The sequence below is a fragment of the Paraburkholderia sp. RL17-337-BIB-A genome (assembly GCF_046025895.1).
GTDB lineage: Bacteria > Pseudomonadota > Gammaproteobacteria > Burkholderiales > Burkholderiaceae > Paraburkholderia > Paraburkholderia fungorum_C.
In genome coordinates this window covers 1788793-1803918 of the sequence record NZ_JARESY010000001.1, presented here as the reverse complement: position 1 = coordinate 1803918, position 15126 = coordinate 1788793, and the positions used below count along the sequence as shown (strand labels likewise).

Here is a 15126-nt window from a genome sequence, read left to right as displayed (position 1 = left end):
CTGCTCCTCGTGACCGGTCAGGCGAACTGTTCGCGCAACCACTTCTTGTTCATCTTGCCGACGCTCGTCTTCTCCAGCGCGTCGACGAACTTGACGACCTGCGGCACCGCATACTTCGAAATCCGCCCCGACGCGCTGAACGTCAGCACGTGCTGTTTGATGTCTTCCCCGGTGGCCGCCATCTCGGCCCTCAGCACCACCAGCGCCACGGGCCGTTCGCCCCACTTGTCGTCCTTGATGCCGATCACCGCGACTTCGGCGACAGCCGGATGCAACGAAATCAGGCTTTCGATTTCAAGCGACGAGATCCACTCGCCGCCCGACTTGATCACGTCCTTGATCCGGTCCGTGATCTGCACGTTGCCGGTCGGGTCGATATTGGCGATGTCCTGCGTATGCAGATAGCCGCCGGCCCAGAGCTGCGCGGAGGCCTCGGGATTGTTCAGATAGCCTTGTGTGAGCCACGGCGCACGCACGACGACCTCGCCGTATGCCTTGCCGTCGTGCACCACGTCCTCCATGCTTTCGTTGACGATGCGCAGGTCGACGAGCGGGACCGGCCTGCCGGTCTTGCAGCGCAAACGCACCTGCTCATCGAGTCCAAGCGCTTCGCTGCCGGGCGGAAGTTGCGCGAGGCTCAATACGGGGCACGTCTCGGACATGCCGTAGCCGGTGAAGACGTCGATGCCCCGCTCGAGCGCGGTGCGGGCGAGGCCGTGCGGCAACGCGCCGCCGCCAATCACGATCTTCCACTTGCTGAAATCGACCGAGTTCGCCTCGGCGCAGCCCAGCAGCATGTGCAGGATCGTGCTCACGCAATGCGAGAACGTGACGCCTTCGTCGCGCACGAGTTGCACCAGCCGTTCCGGCACATAGCGGCCCGGATAAACCTGCTTCACGCCAAGCACCGTGGCGATGTAGGGCATGCCCCACGCGTGCACGTGGAACATCGGCGTGAGCGGCATGTACACGTCGTCGCGGTGAAAGCGCTGGCCCGACATCGGACTGGACAGCGCCGCCATCACCGTGAGGGTATGCAGCACGAGTTGCCGGTGCGAAAAATAGACGCCCTTGGGCAAGCCGGTAGTGCCCGTCGTGTAGAACGTCGTGGCGCGCGTGTTCTCGTCGAAATCCGGGAATGCGTAGCTGGGCTCGCTGGCGGCCAGCATCGCCTCGTACTCGGTCGCGAAGGGAATGGTGTGCGCACAGGCGTCGCTGCCCGGCTCGTCGATCCAGACGAAGGTGTGCACCGTTTCCAGTTGATCCTTGATCGCCTCGAGCACCGGCAGAAAATCGGTGTGAACCAGCAGTATTTCCGCACCGGCGTGGTTGATCGTATAAGCGATCTCCGCCTGCGAGAGCCGCACGTTGACCGTCTGCAGCACGGCGCCCATCATCGGGACCGCGAAGTAGGACTCGAGATAGCGGTGACTGTCCCAGTCCATCACGGCGACCGTGCTGCCGTGCCGCGCGCCGAGCCGGCTCAGGCCGCTGGCGAGCCGCGCAATACGTTCACGCAGCGTGGCATAGCTCATGCGAAGCTGACCGCGGTAGACGATTTCCTGCTCCGGGGCCTGAACGAACGGTGTATGCAGCAGCTGCTTGATCAGCAGCGGATACGCATGGGCCGTGGGCGTCGAGTCTTGCACGTCGTCCTGCATCTACATCTCCTTGAGTCCGAAATTGGATCGCGGGCTGGCACAGGTGGGCGTCGCGTGGCGCGTTCAGTGCATCCCGAGTGATGCCATGATCGGTGCGATAAGGGTGCCGGACCATCCCCTGAAAGGGGGAGCGGCATGGGTGAGATCGAAGGGAGCGCGAAACCCGCGCAATGCTGGGGCGCCCGTCTGGGGGGCGGCTTGTGCCGCAGAGCGAGCGCTCTGCGCGGTTTGGGGCGTGGCGGGGGCGCTCAGCGCGGGTTGTGCTGTGGCGGGAGCGCTTAGCGCGGGTTGTGCCGCGGCGGGTGCGCTCAGCGCGGTTTGTGCCGTGGCGGGAGCGCTTAGCGCGGGTTGTGCCGCGGCGCGAGCGTTCAGCGCGGTTTGTGCCGTGGCGGGAGCGCTTAGCGCGGTTTGTGCCGCGGCGGGTGCGCTCAGCGCGGTTTGAGTTCGACGGGCGAAGCGGCGCGATAGCCGCCGCCCAGCGCCTTGGCGAGCGCAATTTCCTGACTGAGCCGCTGCCCGTCGAGGTTGACGAGCGCAACCTGCTCGGCAATCAGCGGCTGGCGCGCCTCCATTGCCGTGACGCGGCTCGCGAGGCCGCGCTGGTACTGCGCCTCGGCGCTATCACGCGCGAACGCCACCGCCTGCACCTTGCGCGCCTGCAGTTGCGTTTCGGCATCCAGGTCCTGCAGCCGGCTGCCAGTCGACGCGACATCGCGCACGGCATCGAGCACCGCCTGGTTGTACTGCTCGATCAGCAGATTGCTCGCCGTGCGCGCGCCACCCAGATTCGCATTGAGGCGCCCGCCGTCGAAGATCGGCAGGGTCAGGCCGGGAATCAGATTGATCTGCTGGCTCGCGTGCGTGAACAGTTCGGCCAGATGCAGCGCGTCGAAGCCGAAGAACGCCTTGATGTCAAAGCTGGGATAGAACGCGGCCTTCGCGGCGTCGATCTGATCGAATGACGATTCGACATACCAGCGCATCGCCTGCAGGTCTGGACGCCGCGCCAGCAATTCGTACGACAAGGTGGCTGGCAAGCTGGCCTGGGCGCGCGGCAGCGGCACCGGCTCGATCGCCTTCAGACCCTCCGGCCCGGCACCGGTCAGCGCCCGCAACGACTCGCGGAACTGCTTGAGCTGCCCTTGTGCCGCGACGATCTGCCGTTGCACGGCCAGTTGCTGCGCCCGCGCTTCTTCGACCCGGGTCTGCGGCTCGAGGCCGCGTGCCGCACGCGCCGTGTGCGTTTCCAGCTCGAACGCCGCGACCTGTTGCGACTGCTCCAGCAGATCGATGAGCTGATAAGTGGTCTGGATACCGTAATAAAGCTGCGCGACATCGGTCGAGATTTCGAGTTCGGCCGCCGACGTTTCGGCGAGCCGCGCGTTGTGCACACCCAGCGACGCCGCCACCTGCGCGCGTTGCTTGCCCCAGATATCGATGTCGAGACTCGCGCCGAACCCGACGATGCCTTGCGTGTACCAGGGGCCATCCAGTCCGGCCGCCGGCTCGTTCGACGCGAACGGGCCCAGAAAGCCGTGCGCCGAGACATGCTCGCGATCGAGCGAACCCAAGGCAACCACCTGAAGATTCGATCCGGCCTTCACCCGTTCGACATCCGATTTTGCCTGCGCCACCCGCGTGCGGGCGATCACGATGGTCGGTGCATCCGCAAGTGCGCTCTCGATCAGCGCATCGAGCTGCGGATCGCCATAGCTGGTCCACCAGCGCGCGGACGGCCAGCCGTCGCGCGCCAGGTGGATATCGTCGGCGAGACGGATCTGCTCCGGCTGGAGCTGGGCGTACGGCGTGCCGTTTTCGTGGATCAGCGCGCAACCCGGTAGCACGAGCGACACCCACACGACGCATGACAAGCATCGGCGCCATCGCCAATCCCGCCAATCCGAGCGCGCCTTCATGTGCGGATGGCCTGTGATGAGGGCGCCGCGGCGGATGCCTCGACGCGCCAGTCCGGCAAGCCCGCGAGCTGGCGCGATAGTTCGTCTGCTGCGGCGATGAGCGGCTGATCGATGGGTTGGGCTGGTTGAGTCGGTTGAGCCGGTTGGGCTCGATCGGCAACTTGCACAGTGATCCCGATGCGTCGCGGCGCGTGGGCGTCGGGCGGGCTGGCCGCAAGTTCATCCGCGTACCGGTTGAGTTCGGCGCACGCCTGTTCCTGGGTCGAGCGCACTGCATCGACCGTTCGTGGGCTCCACGATCCCGCTTGCGCCATCAGCGCACTACGCAGCGCATCGCCCGCCAGCATGATCTCGCGTCCCTGCGCGAGAACCGTTTGCGCGCGCAGCGTCAGTTCCGCCTGCTCCCCTTCCTGCCAGCCGGGTTCGAGTGCGACACGCGAGAGCGTCGCCTCGCAATCGGCCAGCACGGCCCACGCCTGCAACTCGCGCTGTGCATAGGGTAACTCATCTTTCTCCGCGCCTGCCTGCGGGGCCCGCAGCTGGGTGGCAATCGCGCGCAACAGGGTGGCGAGCTTCTGCCGCAGCGCATCGCCCTCGCCCTCCCGCCAGAACGACATCTGCACGAAGGTCGCCACGCCGACGCCCAGCACGATGCCCACCATCCGGTCACGGATTTCAGTGAGGTCCGTGGTGGGGCCGAACTGTTCGAGCAAGGCGAGCGCGAAGGTGAACATCACCTGGATGCCGGCATAGGAGATCCGCTCCGAGCCGGCCGTTATCCACGCCCCGAGCGCGACCACCGGCAAGCTCATCAACAGCAGGCTGACAATGTCGTCGATATGGGGAACGACGAACACCACCATGAACAGCGCCAGCGCGCTGCCGGTGGCCGCCCCGGCGACCCGCAGCAAGGCACGCTGCGTCGAAGCGCCGAGGCTCGGCAGCGCGACGATCAGGCAAGTCAGCATGACCGTGTGAACGCCCTGCCAGTCGGCGGCGTTGTAGAACACGTAGCAGCCGAGAACAGCGAGCAGCGTCTTCAGCGAAAAGCGCGCGTACGCGGGATTCGTCCAGGCGTCGGGCGCGACCATCGGCTCGCTCGCGGGCGGCGTGGCCGGCGCGGCGGCGCCGCTTGCGACAAGATCGGCGTAGCCGCGCAGCGCGCGCTGCAATTCGGCAGCCGCGGGCAGCGTATCGGCGGCAGCGCGCTCTTCAGCTGTCGCCGTGCTCACATAGCGATAGGGCTCGCCGGTCATGACCGATTCGTCGAGCGCGTGGCAGTTCGCGTGCAACTCGCGCAACATCGCCCGCTGCGCTGCCGACGCGTCACGCCCACTGAGCGGCAGTTCACCCGCGCCGCGATAAAGACGCGACACCGTTGCGATGCAGGCAAGCTGCAACGCCTGATGCTCGCGATAGTGGGCATCACGCATGGTGGCGAAGCGCAGCAGCTTCTGCAGTGTGAGCGCGCCTTGCTGGACGCTCGCCAGCGTGACCGGCGCGGCGCTCGTGGCGCCCTCGATCAGCTGCGCGAGACGCGTATCCAGCGCCGCGAGTTGCCGATGAATTTCCGCCTTGAGCTGCAATTGCGGTTCGGCGGGCAAGAGCAGCGTATTGACCACGAGTGTCAGTGCGATCGGATAGTTGACGATGATCCACACCCACAACACCGCGCGGATCAACAGGTCGGCCTGATCGGTCTGGTCCACGAAACTCTGCACATAGATCACGACGATGGCGACGATGAAGAACACCACGCCGATCTTGAGAACGCGCATCAGATACACGCTGCCGAAGAACAGCAGACTCGCGGTGACGATGCGCAGCAACGGGTAGTCGAACGTAAACTTCAGTACCAGGATCGAGAGGCCAATGGCGAACGTCGAGCCGACGATGAACAGCACGCCGACCAGCCGTGTCATCACCACGTTCGACTGCGTGACATAGAACACCACCAGCAGCGACAGCGCGAGCGACGGCAGCTCCAGCGCCATCGAGGCGACGATCACGATGGCGCTCGTCAGCACGCAACGCAACATCACGTTGAGGCGCCCGGGGAACGGCGCAAGCTCGCGCCCGAGGAAAGCGCCTGCCTCGCGCAGCGTAACAGGTAAAGAGTCGGCGGCGATCATGGGGTCCTCAATGACGCTCGCTGTCGTTGCCGCGCCGGGGCTCCAGCACGGCCACCGCCGACGTACCGAGCCGAAACAGCTCCGGGTTCGGATTGTCGACCCGGATCTTCACCGGAAAGCGCTGCGATACATGAACCCAGTTAAGGGTGCGTTGAATGTTCGGCAATCCGCCCGGCAATGCAAGGCCGGCTTCTGAGGGCGCGACGCCATAGCTGATCGAATCGACGCTGCCCCGGAAGCGCTGGCCCGTATCGCTCATCAGGTAGACGGTGGCAGGCGTCCCCGCGCCGATGCCCTTGAGTTCCGTTTCGCGAAAGTTCGCGACCACGTACCAGTGGCGCGTGTCGATCAAGGTGAAGACGGGTTTGAGTACCGACGCGAACTGGCCCGTCGATGTTTTCAACGACACGATGCGTCCATCGAACGGAGCGCGCACGGTTGCATATTCGAGGTTCAGTTCGGCACTTGCGATCTCCGCCATGACGACGGCACGTTGCGCGACCAGTGCATCGACGCCGCTCACCGCCGCTGCCGCCTGCTGCGCCTGCAGTTGTGCGGCAACGAGTTCGGCCTGGGTGGAGCGTTGTGCGGTGCGCGCACGGTCGACGTCTTCCGCCGACACATAACCTTTTGACAAAAGCGGCTCCATGCGATGCAGCGTATCGGCCGCCTGGCTGGCCGCAGCGCGCGCGCGTTCCACGGCCGCACGCACCGACTGTGCGTTGTATTGCTGCGCATTGACGGTGCGCTGCGTCAGTTCGATTTGCCGGTCGAGCGCGACGAGGGACGCGTTGCCCCGCGTCAGCGCATCCTGATACGGACGCGGATCGATACGGAAAAGCAGATCGCCCTGCTTCACCGCCTGATTGTCGCGCACGGGCAGTTCGACGATGCGCCCATTGACCTCGGGCACGACGTCGATCGTATCCGCGTAGACGTAGGCGTCGTCGGTGCGCGGCGCGCGGTCGAGCAGCCGGATGACGAAAAGCAGCAACAACAACGTCACCACGACCAGCACGATGGCCGGCCATTTTCCCCTTGATGTGCTGCTGGCTGTCGTCGCCATTCATCCACCTGAGCGAGATTCAATGTTGGAACAGCGTCAACCAGGCAGCGAGTGCGAGCAAAGTGACGAGTGTGGGATAGACCACGGCCGCGGGTCCCAGCAGATGATCGGCCTGCAAACGCTTGAGAACCAGATAGATGACCACCGTCAGTACAACGCCCGCGACGATACAGAACAGCCAGTCCGGAAAGTACGCGCCGAGCACGCCAATGGAGGGCGAACTTGTGCACCCTGAAATCGGAATCGCGGCAATCGTGGCCATGGCGATTGCGCGCTTCGAACCTCCGCCTCCGGCAAGTGGCATGTGTCGCTTCAAAGTCGTCTCTGTGAGTGGAATCAATGTCACGTGTTCGCGCGCACGAAAGAGGTGACGCCAGCTTTACAACGCGTCGAGAAGCGCCAAAGGCGCTGCCATCCAGGGGCTCGCTGAAGAACCGATCGCGCCTTTTCAAGCAGCAGCCCGCGCTCCGCTCGCCGAGCGCCTGGAGGCCTATTACGCCGTCACAATAACGCCGAAAAAGGCATTCCGCATTACATGAATATGCAATGCCGCGGCAAGAAACAACTCGGTAAAATCGAGCGCTGGACTCGTCGCCGCGCCGTGCGGCCTCGACGCATTCCACGGCGTTCGGAGCGGCGTTGCAACGCGGGCGCCATCTTGCCGCTAGCCGCTTGTATCGATCACTCGAGCCATAGCGACTTCCAGCTACACCACGCACCCGGTTCCCTACATCAACCGTTCAAGCGATACTGTCCAGCAGGTCCAGTAATGCGTCCCCGTCGACAGGCTTTCTGAAAAAACCCAATGCGCCTCTTTGCAGGTAGTAGCTTTCCGTATGCTCGCCCGGTTTGCCCGTGATAATGATGACCGGCGTGGCTGCGTCCGAATGCACCGTTCTATCGAGCACCTGAATGCCATCGATGGGCCGCATTCCCAGGTCGGTAATCACGCATGTCAAACCCGAATAGCCATCGGAGAAAAAATCCAGTGCGGATTCGTAGGCCCGGGTTTCGTACCCGCCAGAGGCCAGCAAGTTTGCAAGAGAGGTCAGAACACGTTTGTCATCATCAATCACGGCAACGGTTCGAACCGGAGGCGTGGACATTTTTTTCTCCGGGTCATCGGGCCCGACAACGAGTGAGCGGTAGCGTCAGGCACCGAAGGTGGTCGCCGACGATGTTTCGAGCTGCAGTTTGCTCGCCAGCATGACCAGAGCGGCAAAGGAATCCGCCTGCATTTTTCTCATTATGTGACCGCGATGTACCTGCACGGTGTATTCGGTGATACCCAGTACTGCCGCCGCCTGCTTGTTGAGCAGGCCGCCGGCGAGCAACGGCAAAAGCTCCTGCTCACGCGGCGTCAGCGACCCGTAGAGCGCCTGGAGTGCCGCCGTATCTTCCGCCGCCTTGCGAAGAACGTGGGCTCTCGCGAGGGCCGCATCGATTGCGCGCATCAACGCATCTTCGTCGAAGGGCTTGGTGAGGAAGTCAACCGCCCCGCGCTTCATGGCAAGAACCGTGGATCGCACGTCTGCCATTCCGGAAATGAAAATGACGGGAATGTGTGAGTCCGTGCTGACGAGCCCCTGGACTTCCAGCCCACTCATGCCTGGCATTCTCAAATCCAGGACCAGGCATGACACGCCATCTTGACGCGGCGAGTCCAGAAACGCTCTGCCGCAGTTGAATACGTGGACGTCTCTTCCGTTTGCGCGCAGTAGAACAGAAAGTGCTTCTCGCACCCGCCTGTCGTCGTCGACTACATACACCAGTTCACTTGCGGATTCCATGGAACCCCTTTGTAGTTAGGTCTGGTCAGATGCAGGGCTTCCCGTACCGTCAGCCAGGCCATTGCTGAACCGGTCGCCGTGAATGACCCGGCCGGACGCTCGTCAGGCCCGCGGTCATGTCGAGCTCCGTAGTGCAATCGCCAGGCCATGGTCACTGAGCTGAACGGCTCAAAGTGCCCGGTTCCTGATGCTAGTGGGCGGGGCGAAGGACGGCTATTACATGAATCTGCAATCAGTCCAGCAAGGCACAACGGAGCACGAGGAAGAAGAACGCCCTCAATCTTGCCCTCTACCGCGACTGGCCAGGTCTAGCCCGGCCCGATGCGCAGCCACCTGGATAGCATAAACAGCGGTGGCCGTTACCACACCCGTTATCAACACGCCGAGTAGTCCAAGCGAAACCGCGACGATCCGGCCGAGCGTGGTGGTCGGTATCACGTCGCCATAACCGATGGTCAACGCCGTGACCGCGCAAAAGTAGAAGGTTTGACCTGGCGATGATGGTGTCCGCGTGGCTGCATCGACAGCCCCTCCGACGTAATACATGGCGGCCGACAAAACCAGGAAAAGTATCAGCAGCACCGCCAGAATGCCGCGCAGGTGCCAAAGGACCCTGGCAAACTCGGTCATTGCCTGGTGCGGCTGGATTCGGGCGCCGACTGACTCTTTGGCGGCATTATCCATGTCATGGACCTCACAGATATTCCAGACACTCTGTTTCCGGATCCTGAATGCGATACCACTACGGGGTCGATCCTGAATGTTTCTCCAAGCCAGGAAGGCGCCGGGGAGCGGGAGTGCTTGTCGAACATGAGCGATTGCTGAGTTGCACCGAGTCCTGATCCAGCGTCTGCTGGGTACAGAAATGGCAACTGGTGGGAAGAAGCCCGGTCAGCGTCAAAGGATTTATTCCGAGGCGAAAAGCTAAAGTTACAACTTCGCCCTGGCGGGTGCCATTACATATTCATGTAGTGCACGATACGGCCGCCCGCGCTTTTGTCCGACACTTCCGCCGGCTACAATTTTTGCTGGCACCGACCGCGTGTGAGGGACATTCAGCGAGATTATCGTGGGCCGTCCGTGCGACCTTAGATATCTGAACGCTAATGCTCATCCATTGCTGGACCCACAAGACCGAGGTCGCGCACACGTGCAACAGCTTGAGTGCGTCTATCGACGCCTAGTTTCATGAAGATGCTCTTCACATGGGATTTGACGGTTTCAGCGCCAATTCCGAGCGTATTCGCAATTTCCTTGTTCGACAGTCCTCGTGCAATCAGGTCGACGATTTCGCGCTCCCTTGAACTCAGTGAGCCGCGCTCAGTGTCGCGCTGACGGTTGCCGCCCGGTTGATAAAGTATTCGCCAGCCATCGAGCAGATGATCGATGTAGGAGATCACCTCGTTCGCTTGCACCGCGTGTGCCGTGTGTGCCGTGTGTGCCGTTTGCCGCACGTCTTCGCAAACAACCCGCAGCAACGCGCCGACGTCCGGACCCACATCGAGAATGGATTGATACACACCCGCGGGCGCGGCGACCTTCAGGACGTCGCGAAAGACCTCGATCGCACGGGCGCGTTCGTCCGCTGCCAGCCAGACCAGCGCAAGCATGGTGCGCAAACGTATCGCCAGGAAATCGCCGTGCCGTCGTTCGGCGCTTTGCAGCGCGGCGCTTAGCACCGCGGCAGCCTCTTCGGTGCGGTGCTGGGCCGCGGCAACAGAGGCCGCCGCGAGTGCACGATAGTTCTCGATCTCGAGCGCGATGGAGCGTGAAGGATGGGAACCAGAACGCGCTAGCTGATCGAGTTGCGTCAGACAGGCAGCCGCCTCCATCAACCTGTCTTCCGCAACATAGAGCCGAATGCGCTCGGCAAGGGCGGCGGCGGTCAGCCGTTCCCACTGCCGCGCGCAACCCAACGCCTGGGCCCGATCGAGCAGCGCGTACGCCTGCCTCATATCCGAACGCGCGGCGGCGATCCGGATGAGGAGGCGATAGGCAATCAGCACGCTATCGAGCAGGACCGCAACGTCGATCACCGGCATCAAACCGGCAACCCGCTTTTCGGCTTCGTCCAGTTGGCCTTGTTCGTACTGGATTTGCCCGATCATCGGTGCGCACAGTGCGACCGAAATCGAATCGGGACCGGCATGGCGTTCGGCCAGTCGCATCGATTCCGTGAAATACCGCTCGGCAAGCCCAAAGTGCAACTGTTGCATCTCCGCATGTCCCAGCAGGCACAGCCGGTAGACCGACGAGTACAGGTTGCGCTGGTGTTCTTCGCTTGAATAGGACATCCACGGCGTTGCATAGAGCGCTTCGAGCTTGCCGGCCTTCCAATGCCCGAAGCGCACGACGTTGGATGCCACATTGGTGGTCCAGATATCGGCGGACGGCCGCGCGAGGCACGGCTCAGCGATCGCGAGCGCCCGTTCGGGATGGTCCTTCAGTCCGGCGACGATCGAGCGGATCGCCTGGCATTCCCAGCGGATATCTTCGGTTTCCTTGCCAGTGTGGGACCGCGTATCATTTTCGAGCGCATCCAGCATCGTGAGCGCCTCGTCGAAATGCATGGCGAGCGCCATGCCCCAGGCGATCGCCAGCGTGACCTTCACCTGTGCGCCGGCCAAACCTGCCGGAAACCGGCGCTGCAAACCGAGCAGCGTGAGCAGATCGCCTTTCTTGACCAGCGCCATCGCGCAGCGTTCCATAAGACGAATCGCGTTATCAGTGCTGCCCGCGGCGATCGCATGTTTGACGGCCTCGGTCCACAGCGCCTGCGCGCCATACCATTCGCACGCACGGCAATGCAGCTCCGCCACCTCGTCGGGGTGCTGCGCCTCGAGCTTCGCGCGCAGGTACTCACTCATCAGATGGTGATAACGGAACCATTGGCCGTCCAGGTCGAGCGCTTGCAACAGCAAGCGGCCCTCGGCGATTTCGTCCAGCATGCGCTGGCTCGTGCGCTGCCCCGTTATCGCCTCGCAGAGCGGCGCGCTCAAGCGATCGAGTATCGACGTGCGCAGCATGAACTCCACCATGTCGGCGGGCAATCGCTCGAACATGTGTTCGATATAGGCGGCGAACGGCCGCGACGTCCCTGACGGGACAATGTCTTCCTGACTCGATTGGTATTCCGTGCGCGACAGCACGGACATCGAAATGCGCAACGCAGCAGCCCAGCCTTCCGTGTTCGCAAAAAGCGTCTCGATGTGGGAAGCGTTCAGCACGCCGGGCAATGCGTGTTCGACGAAGCGCTTCGTTTCGTCGAAGTCGAAACGTAAGGCCGGCGCATCGACTTCCAGCAGGTCGTCTCCTGCCCTCAACCTGGCGAGCGGCAGCGATGGATCGGTGCGGCTGCAGAGCACCACATGCACATGTGACGGTACCTTTTCGATAAAGAACGACATCGTCTGGTGTACTGCTGGAAGGCTGATCAGGTGATAGTCGTCCAGAAACAGCACGACTTCGTCGTCGACTTCGAGAAGTTCGTTGATCAGCGTGGTAACGACGGCGCGTGGCGGGACGAAGGCGGCGTCGGCAGTCAGGCTGATCGCCGCGGCGCCGACATCGCCGCAGGCATGCCACAACGCATGCGCCAGACTATTGAGGAAGTGTGCGGGTTCGTCGTCTTCCGCGTCGAGCGAGAGCCACGCCACCCGTGCACCGTTCGCGCGCAGCCGCTCGAGCCAGATGAGCGCCAGCGAAGTCTTGCCGAATCCGGCGGGCGCTTTGATCACGGTAAGACGTTTGCTCGCGGCGCGCTCAGCCAGACCGACGAGCCGCGGACGACTGATCAGATCCGCCGGCAGGCGCGGCAGAACGACCTTCGTTGCAAGGAAAATGTGCGGCCCGCTCGCGGGCGCTTCTCCAACCACACGCATTTGTCAGTCACACAGTGTCATTGGGGTGGCCGCGCCTGCCGCCATCCCCTGTGTTGAAGCGCATCCCCTGATTGGGGGAGGGTGAGCCTCTCCCCTGTAAGGGGGATGGCAGGTCGCGCCGCGCCAGGAGATCATGCCTGCACCAGACAAGGGGCCGTGTGCATGCCGGGCACTGCCGGGCGATTCAGTGGCGCCTCACTGGGAACGGCTGGTTTTTCGCCCCATGATACGCCGCATCGAAGCGCATTGCAGCGTATCAGGCGGCAACCGGTCCGTACCCCTAAAAGTCGCTACGCCGGCGCTCCTTGTCAGTCGAAAGCGTGCGCCCGTTAGTGATAGACAGATATCCGTGCTAGCCAAAGTTCCAAGAATCAGCAAACACCTGCGGGAAAAAACCGAGTCCATCGCAGCAGATCTGACGCTAGTCGTCGAACGCACGCTTGCGATACTGACTCAGCTCGACGGATACAGGTTGCTCGCCCCGGCCGCCAAACGGGACGTTCGCGAGTCCGTCGCGCTGTCGGCCAAAGTATGGTTCGAGACACTGTTGTCGGGCCAACCCCCATCGGCACAGGACATGGAAATCTTTCGGGAAATCAGCCAGAGACGCGAGCATCAACGCGTGCCGCTACAGAGTCTCCTTCAGGCGTTGCGTCTGGGGTTGCGAGAAATCTGGAGCACCCACGTCGCGCTGGGCGTGCTGGACGAGCGTATCGCCAAAGAGCTTCTGGCCGACGTCTCGCTGTATCTCCTCGACCACTTCGATCTTATTGCGCAGATCATTGTCCGGGCCTATTTGACTGAACACTATCGGCAACCGCGATGGGCGGGATTGGCGATCGCCATCGAGGAAGGCGCGCGCCGCTCCGAAAACGTGCGGCACCATCTCGTCGCGCTCCTCGAACAGTTATCGGAAGACCCGGACCTGCTGTCAAGGCTTGAACTCGATCACGCTCGAGAGCAACGCGGTACGGAAGCGGCCGGCACGCAAGTGATGAGCTTCTTCGGCCTCGACGTCGACATCGACGACGGCGCGGAACAGTCGGAGGCCTTGCGCGATGCGCAGGAGAGGCTGGCGCAGGCATCGAGGCTCACGGCCGTTGCAGAACTGTCCGCCTCCATCGCCCACGAACTCAACCAGCCGCTCCAGGCCATTGTGGCGCATGGGCGCGCATGCGTGCGATGGCTCTCCGCCACGCCGCCCAGGATCGACGAAGCCAAATACTCGGCGGAGCAGGTTCTGCGCGACGCGAATTCCGCAGCAGACGTGGTAAGCCGGATCCGCGCGCTCTTCAGACACACGGCTCCGCAAAAGGTCGAGCTCGACATCAATAAGCTGATTCTTCAGGTATGCACGCTGATGGCCGACGACATCCAGCGCAACGCGGTTTCGCTCGAGACAACCCTGGGCGAAGACGTGTCGAAGATCAGCGCGGACGCGGTTCAGATTCAGCAGGTGATCGTGAACCTCGTGCGCAACGCAATCGAAGCATTAGCGGCAACAGAAGAACGACCGAGGCTGCTAGTGATCCGTTCGCACCGCGATGCGGACAATGTAGTGGTCGACGTGGAAGATCACGGCACGGGACAAGTGGACTTCGAGAAGATCTTCGAGCCGTTTTTCACTACCAAGGAGACAGGGATGGGCATGGGACTGGCAATCTGCCGGTCCATCATCGAAGCACACGCCGGTCGGATTTGGGCCGCGCGCAATGTGTCGCGAGGGGTCACCTTCAGCTTTAGCCTTCCGAGAAGGTTGCCGTAGACCGGGTTTCGAGTTGTAGCTTGCTTGCCTGCCTGACCAGCGTAGCGAATGAAGCCGCCTGCATTTTTCTCATTATGTGGCCGCGATGTACCTGCACGGTGTATTCGGTAATGCCCAGTACCGCCGCTGCCTGCTTGTTGAGCAGGCCGCTGGCGAGTAACGGCAACAGCTCCTGCTCACGCGGCGTCAGCGATTCGTAGAGCGCCTGAAGCGCCGCCGTATCTTGCGCCGCCTTGCGCAGAACGTGGGCTCTCGCGAGGGCTGCATCGACCGCGCGCATCAACGCATCTTCGTCGACGGGCTTGGTGAGGAAGTCAACCGCCCCGCCCTTCATGGCAAGAACCGTGGACGGCACATCGCCCATGCCGGTAATGAAAATGACAGGAATCCGTGAGTCCGTACTGACGAGCTTCTGGACTTCCAGGCCACTCATGCCGGGCATTCTCAGATCGAGGATCAGGCACGAAACGACGTCTTGACGCAATGTGTCCAGAAACGCTCTGCCGGAGTTGAATGCGTGGACGTTTCTTCCGTTTGCACGCAGTAGAACAGCCAGTGCTTCTCGCACCCGTCTGTCGTCGTCGACTACATAGACTATTTCGCTTGCGGATTCCATGGAACCCCTCCGTGGTTAGGCAAAACTTCTCCTAACGTCGGTACAGCCAGTCTCCGATAGACCCGCTGAATGCGCCTCTCAAGCGGGGCGTTTCCGACGAGAAATTATAGCTATCCGAATCGTTTTCTGGAAGCACGGGGAGTCGTGTTTTGCATTACATGAATATGTAATGGCATCGTCGCATGGCGGATGCACTCCACATTCCTGTAATAGCGGTCCGCGGGCCTGCCACCTATCATCCAGACAAGGCCAGGCGTGGCTCAACTCCGGCACGTCGCATAAGACCGCGGGCAATCCGC

Annotated in this window: 11 protein-coding genes; 1 reads left to right on the top strand and 10 read right to left on the bottom strand. The window is 62.5% G+C overall.

Annotated features, from left to right (window positions below; all coding sequences use genetic code 11):
- Positions 1–17: 17 nt before the first annotated feature.
- The 9 genes from P0D84_RS08150 to P0D84_RS08110 all read right to left on the bottom strand — a co-directional run bounded on the left by P0D84_RS08150 (position 18) and on the right by P0D84_RS08110 (position 12446).
- The gene (locus tag P0D84_RS08150) at positions 18–1661 is read right to left on the bottom strand and encodes a fatty acid--CoA ligase (protein WP_408334624.1); all 1644 of its coding nucleotides are present in this window, start codon (positions 1659–1661) and stop codon (positions 18–20) included.
- Between the two features lie 428 nt (positions 1662–2089).
- A complete protein-coding gene (locus tag P0D84_RS08145) occupies positions 2090–3577 on the bottom strand; it encodes an MdtP family multidrug efflux transporter outer membrane subunit (RefSeq protein WP_408334622.1) in 1488 nt (495 codons plus the stop codon).
- Positions 3574–5709, bottom strand: a complete 2136-nt coding sequence (locus tag P0D84_RS08140; RefSeq protein ID WP_408334619.1) for an FUSC family protein — start codon at positions 5707–5709, stop codon at positions 3574–3576. The genes P0D84_RS08145 and P0D84_RS08140 overlap by 4 nt, the downstream gene beginning before the upstream one ends.
- A 7-nt stretch (positions 5710–5716) precedes the next feature.
- Positions 5717–6775, bottom strand: coding sequence for a multidrug transporter subunit MdtN (gene mdtN, locus P0D84_RS08135; protein WP_408334616.1), 1059 nt, complete (start codon positions 6773–6775; stop codon positions 5717–5719).
- A gap of 19 nt (positions 6776–6794) precedes the next feature.
- A complete protein-coding gene (locus tag P0D84_RS08130) occupies positions 6795–7079 on the bottom strand; it encodes a YtcA family lipoprotein (RefSeq protein WP_408334613.1) in 285 nt (94 codons plus the stop codon).
- A gap of 436 nt (positions 7080–7515) precedes the next feature.
- Positions 7516–7881, bottom strand: a complete 366-nt coding sequence (locus P0D84_RS08125) for a response regulator (protein WP_408334610.1) — start codon at positions 7879–7881, stop codon at positions 7516–7518.
- A gap of 45 nt (positions 7882–7926) precedes the next feature.
- Positions 7927–8565 (bottom strand): response regulator transcription factor, encoded by a 639-nt coding sequence (locus tag P0D84_RS08120; RefSeq protein WP_408334607.1) that lies wholly within the window; start codon positions 8563–8565, stop codon positions 7927–7929.
- Between the two features lie 276 nt (positions 8566–8841).
- Complete coding sequence (locus tag P0D84_RS08115) at positions 8842–9249, bottom strand: potassium channel family protein (protein WP_408334604.1); 408 nt, start codon at positions 9247–9249, stop codon at positions 8842–8844.
- Between the two features lie 419 nt (positions 9250–9668).
- Positions 9669–12446: a winged helix-turn-helix domain-containing protein gene (locus P0D84_RS08110; protein WP_408334602.1), complete on the bottom strand. Its 2778-nt coding sequence runs from the start codon at positions 12444–12446 to the stop codon at positions 9669–9671.
- A 349-nt stretch (positions 12447–12795) separates the two neighbouring features.
- On the opposite strand from P0D84_RS08110, the gene P0D84_RS08105 reads away from it, so the two are divergent.
- Entirely contained in the window at positions 12796–14211 is a 1416-nt protein-coding gene (locus tag P0D84_RS08105; protein ID WP_408334599.1) for a sensor histidine kinase, read from the top strand.
- Here the strand turns inward: P0D84_RS08105 and P0D84_RS08100 are convergent.
- A complete protein-coding gene (locus P0D84_RS08100) occupies positions 14186–14827 on the bottom strand; it encodes a response regulator transcription factor (RefSeq protein WP_408334596.1) in 642 nt (213 codons plus the stop codon). The genes P0D84_RS08105 and P0D84_RS08100 overlap by 26 nt on opposite strands.
- Positions 14828–15126: the final 299 nt, after the last annotated feature.

Bases quoted from the DNA above. Each gene is read 5' to 3' on its own strand.
- P0D84_RS08150 (WP_408334624.1), bottom strand. From the start codon at position 1,661: ATGCAGGACGACGTGCAAGACTCGACGCCCACGGCCCATGCGTATCCG.
- P0D84_RS08145 (WP_408334622.1), bottom strand. From the start codon at position 3,577: ATGAAGGCGCGCTCGGATTGGCGGGATTGGCGATGGCGCCGATGCTTG.
- P0D84_RS08140 (WP_408334619.1), bottom strand. From the start codon at position 5,709: ATGATCGCCGCCGACTCTTTACCTGTTACGCTGCGCGAGGCAGGCGCT.
- mdtN (WP_408334616.1), bottom strand. From the start codon at position 6,775: ATGGCGACGACAGCCAGCAGCACATCAAGGGGAAAATGGCCGGCCATC.
- P0D84_RS08130 (WP_408334613.1), bottom strand. From the start codon at position 7,079: ATGCCACTTGCCGGAGGCGGAGGTTCGAAGCGCGCAATCGCCATGGCC.
- P0D84_RS08125 (WP_408334610.1), bottom strand. From the start codon at position 7,881: ATGTCCACGCCTCCGGTTCGAACCGTTGCCGTGATTGATGATGACAAA.
- P0D84_RS08120 (WP_408334607.1), bottom strand. From the start codon at position 8,565: ATGGAATCCGCAAGTGAACTGGTGTATGTAGTCGACGACGACAGGCGG.
- P0D84_RS08115 (WP_408334604.1), bottom strand. From the start codon at position 9,249: ATGGATAATGCCGCCAAAGAGTCAGTCGGCGCCCGAATCCAGCCGCAC.
- P0D84_RS08110 (WP_408334602.1), bottom strand. From the start codon at position 12,446: ATGCGTGTGGTTGGAGAAGCGCCCGCGAGCGGGCCGCACATTTTCCTT.
- P0D84_RS08100 (WP_408334596.1), bottom strand. From the start codon at position 14,827: ATGGAATCCGCAAGCGAAATAGTCTATGTAGTCGACGACGACAGACGG.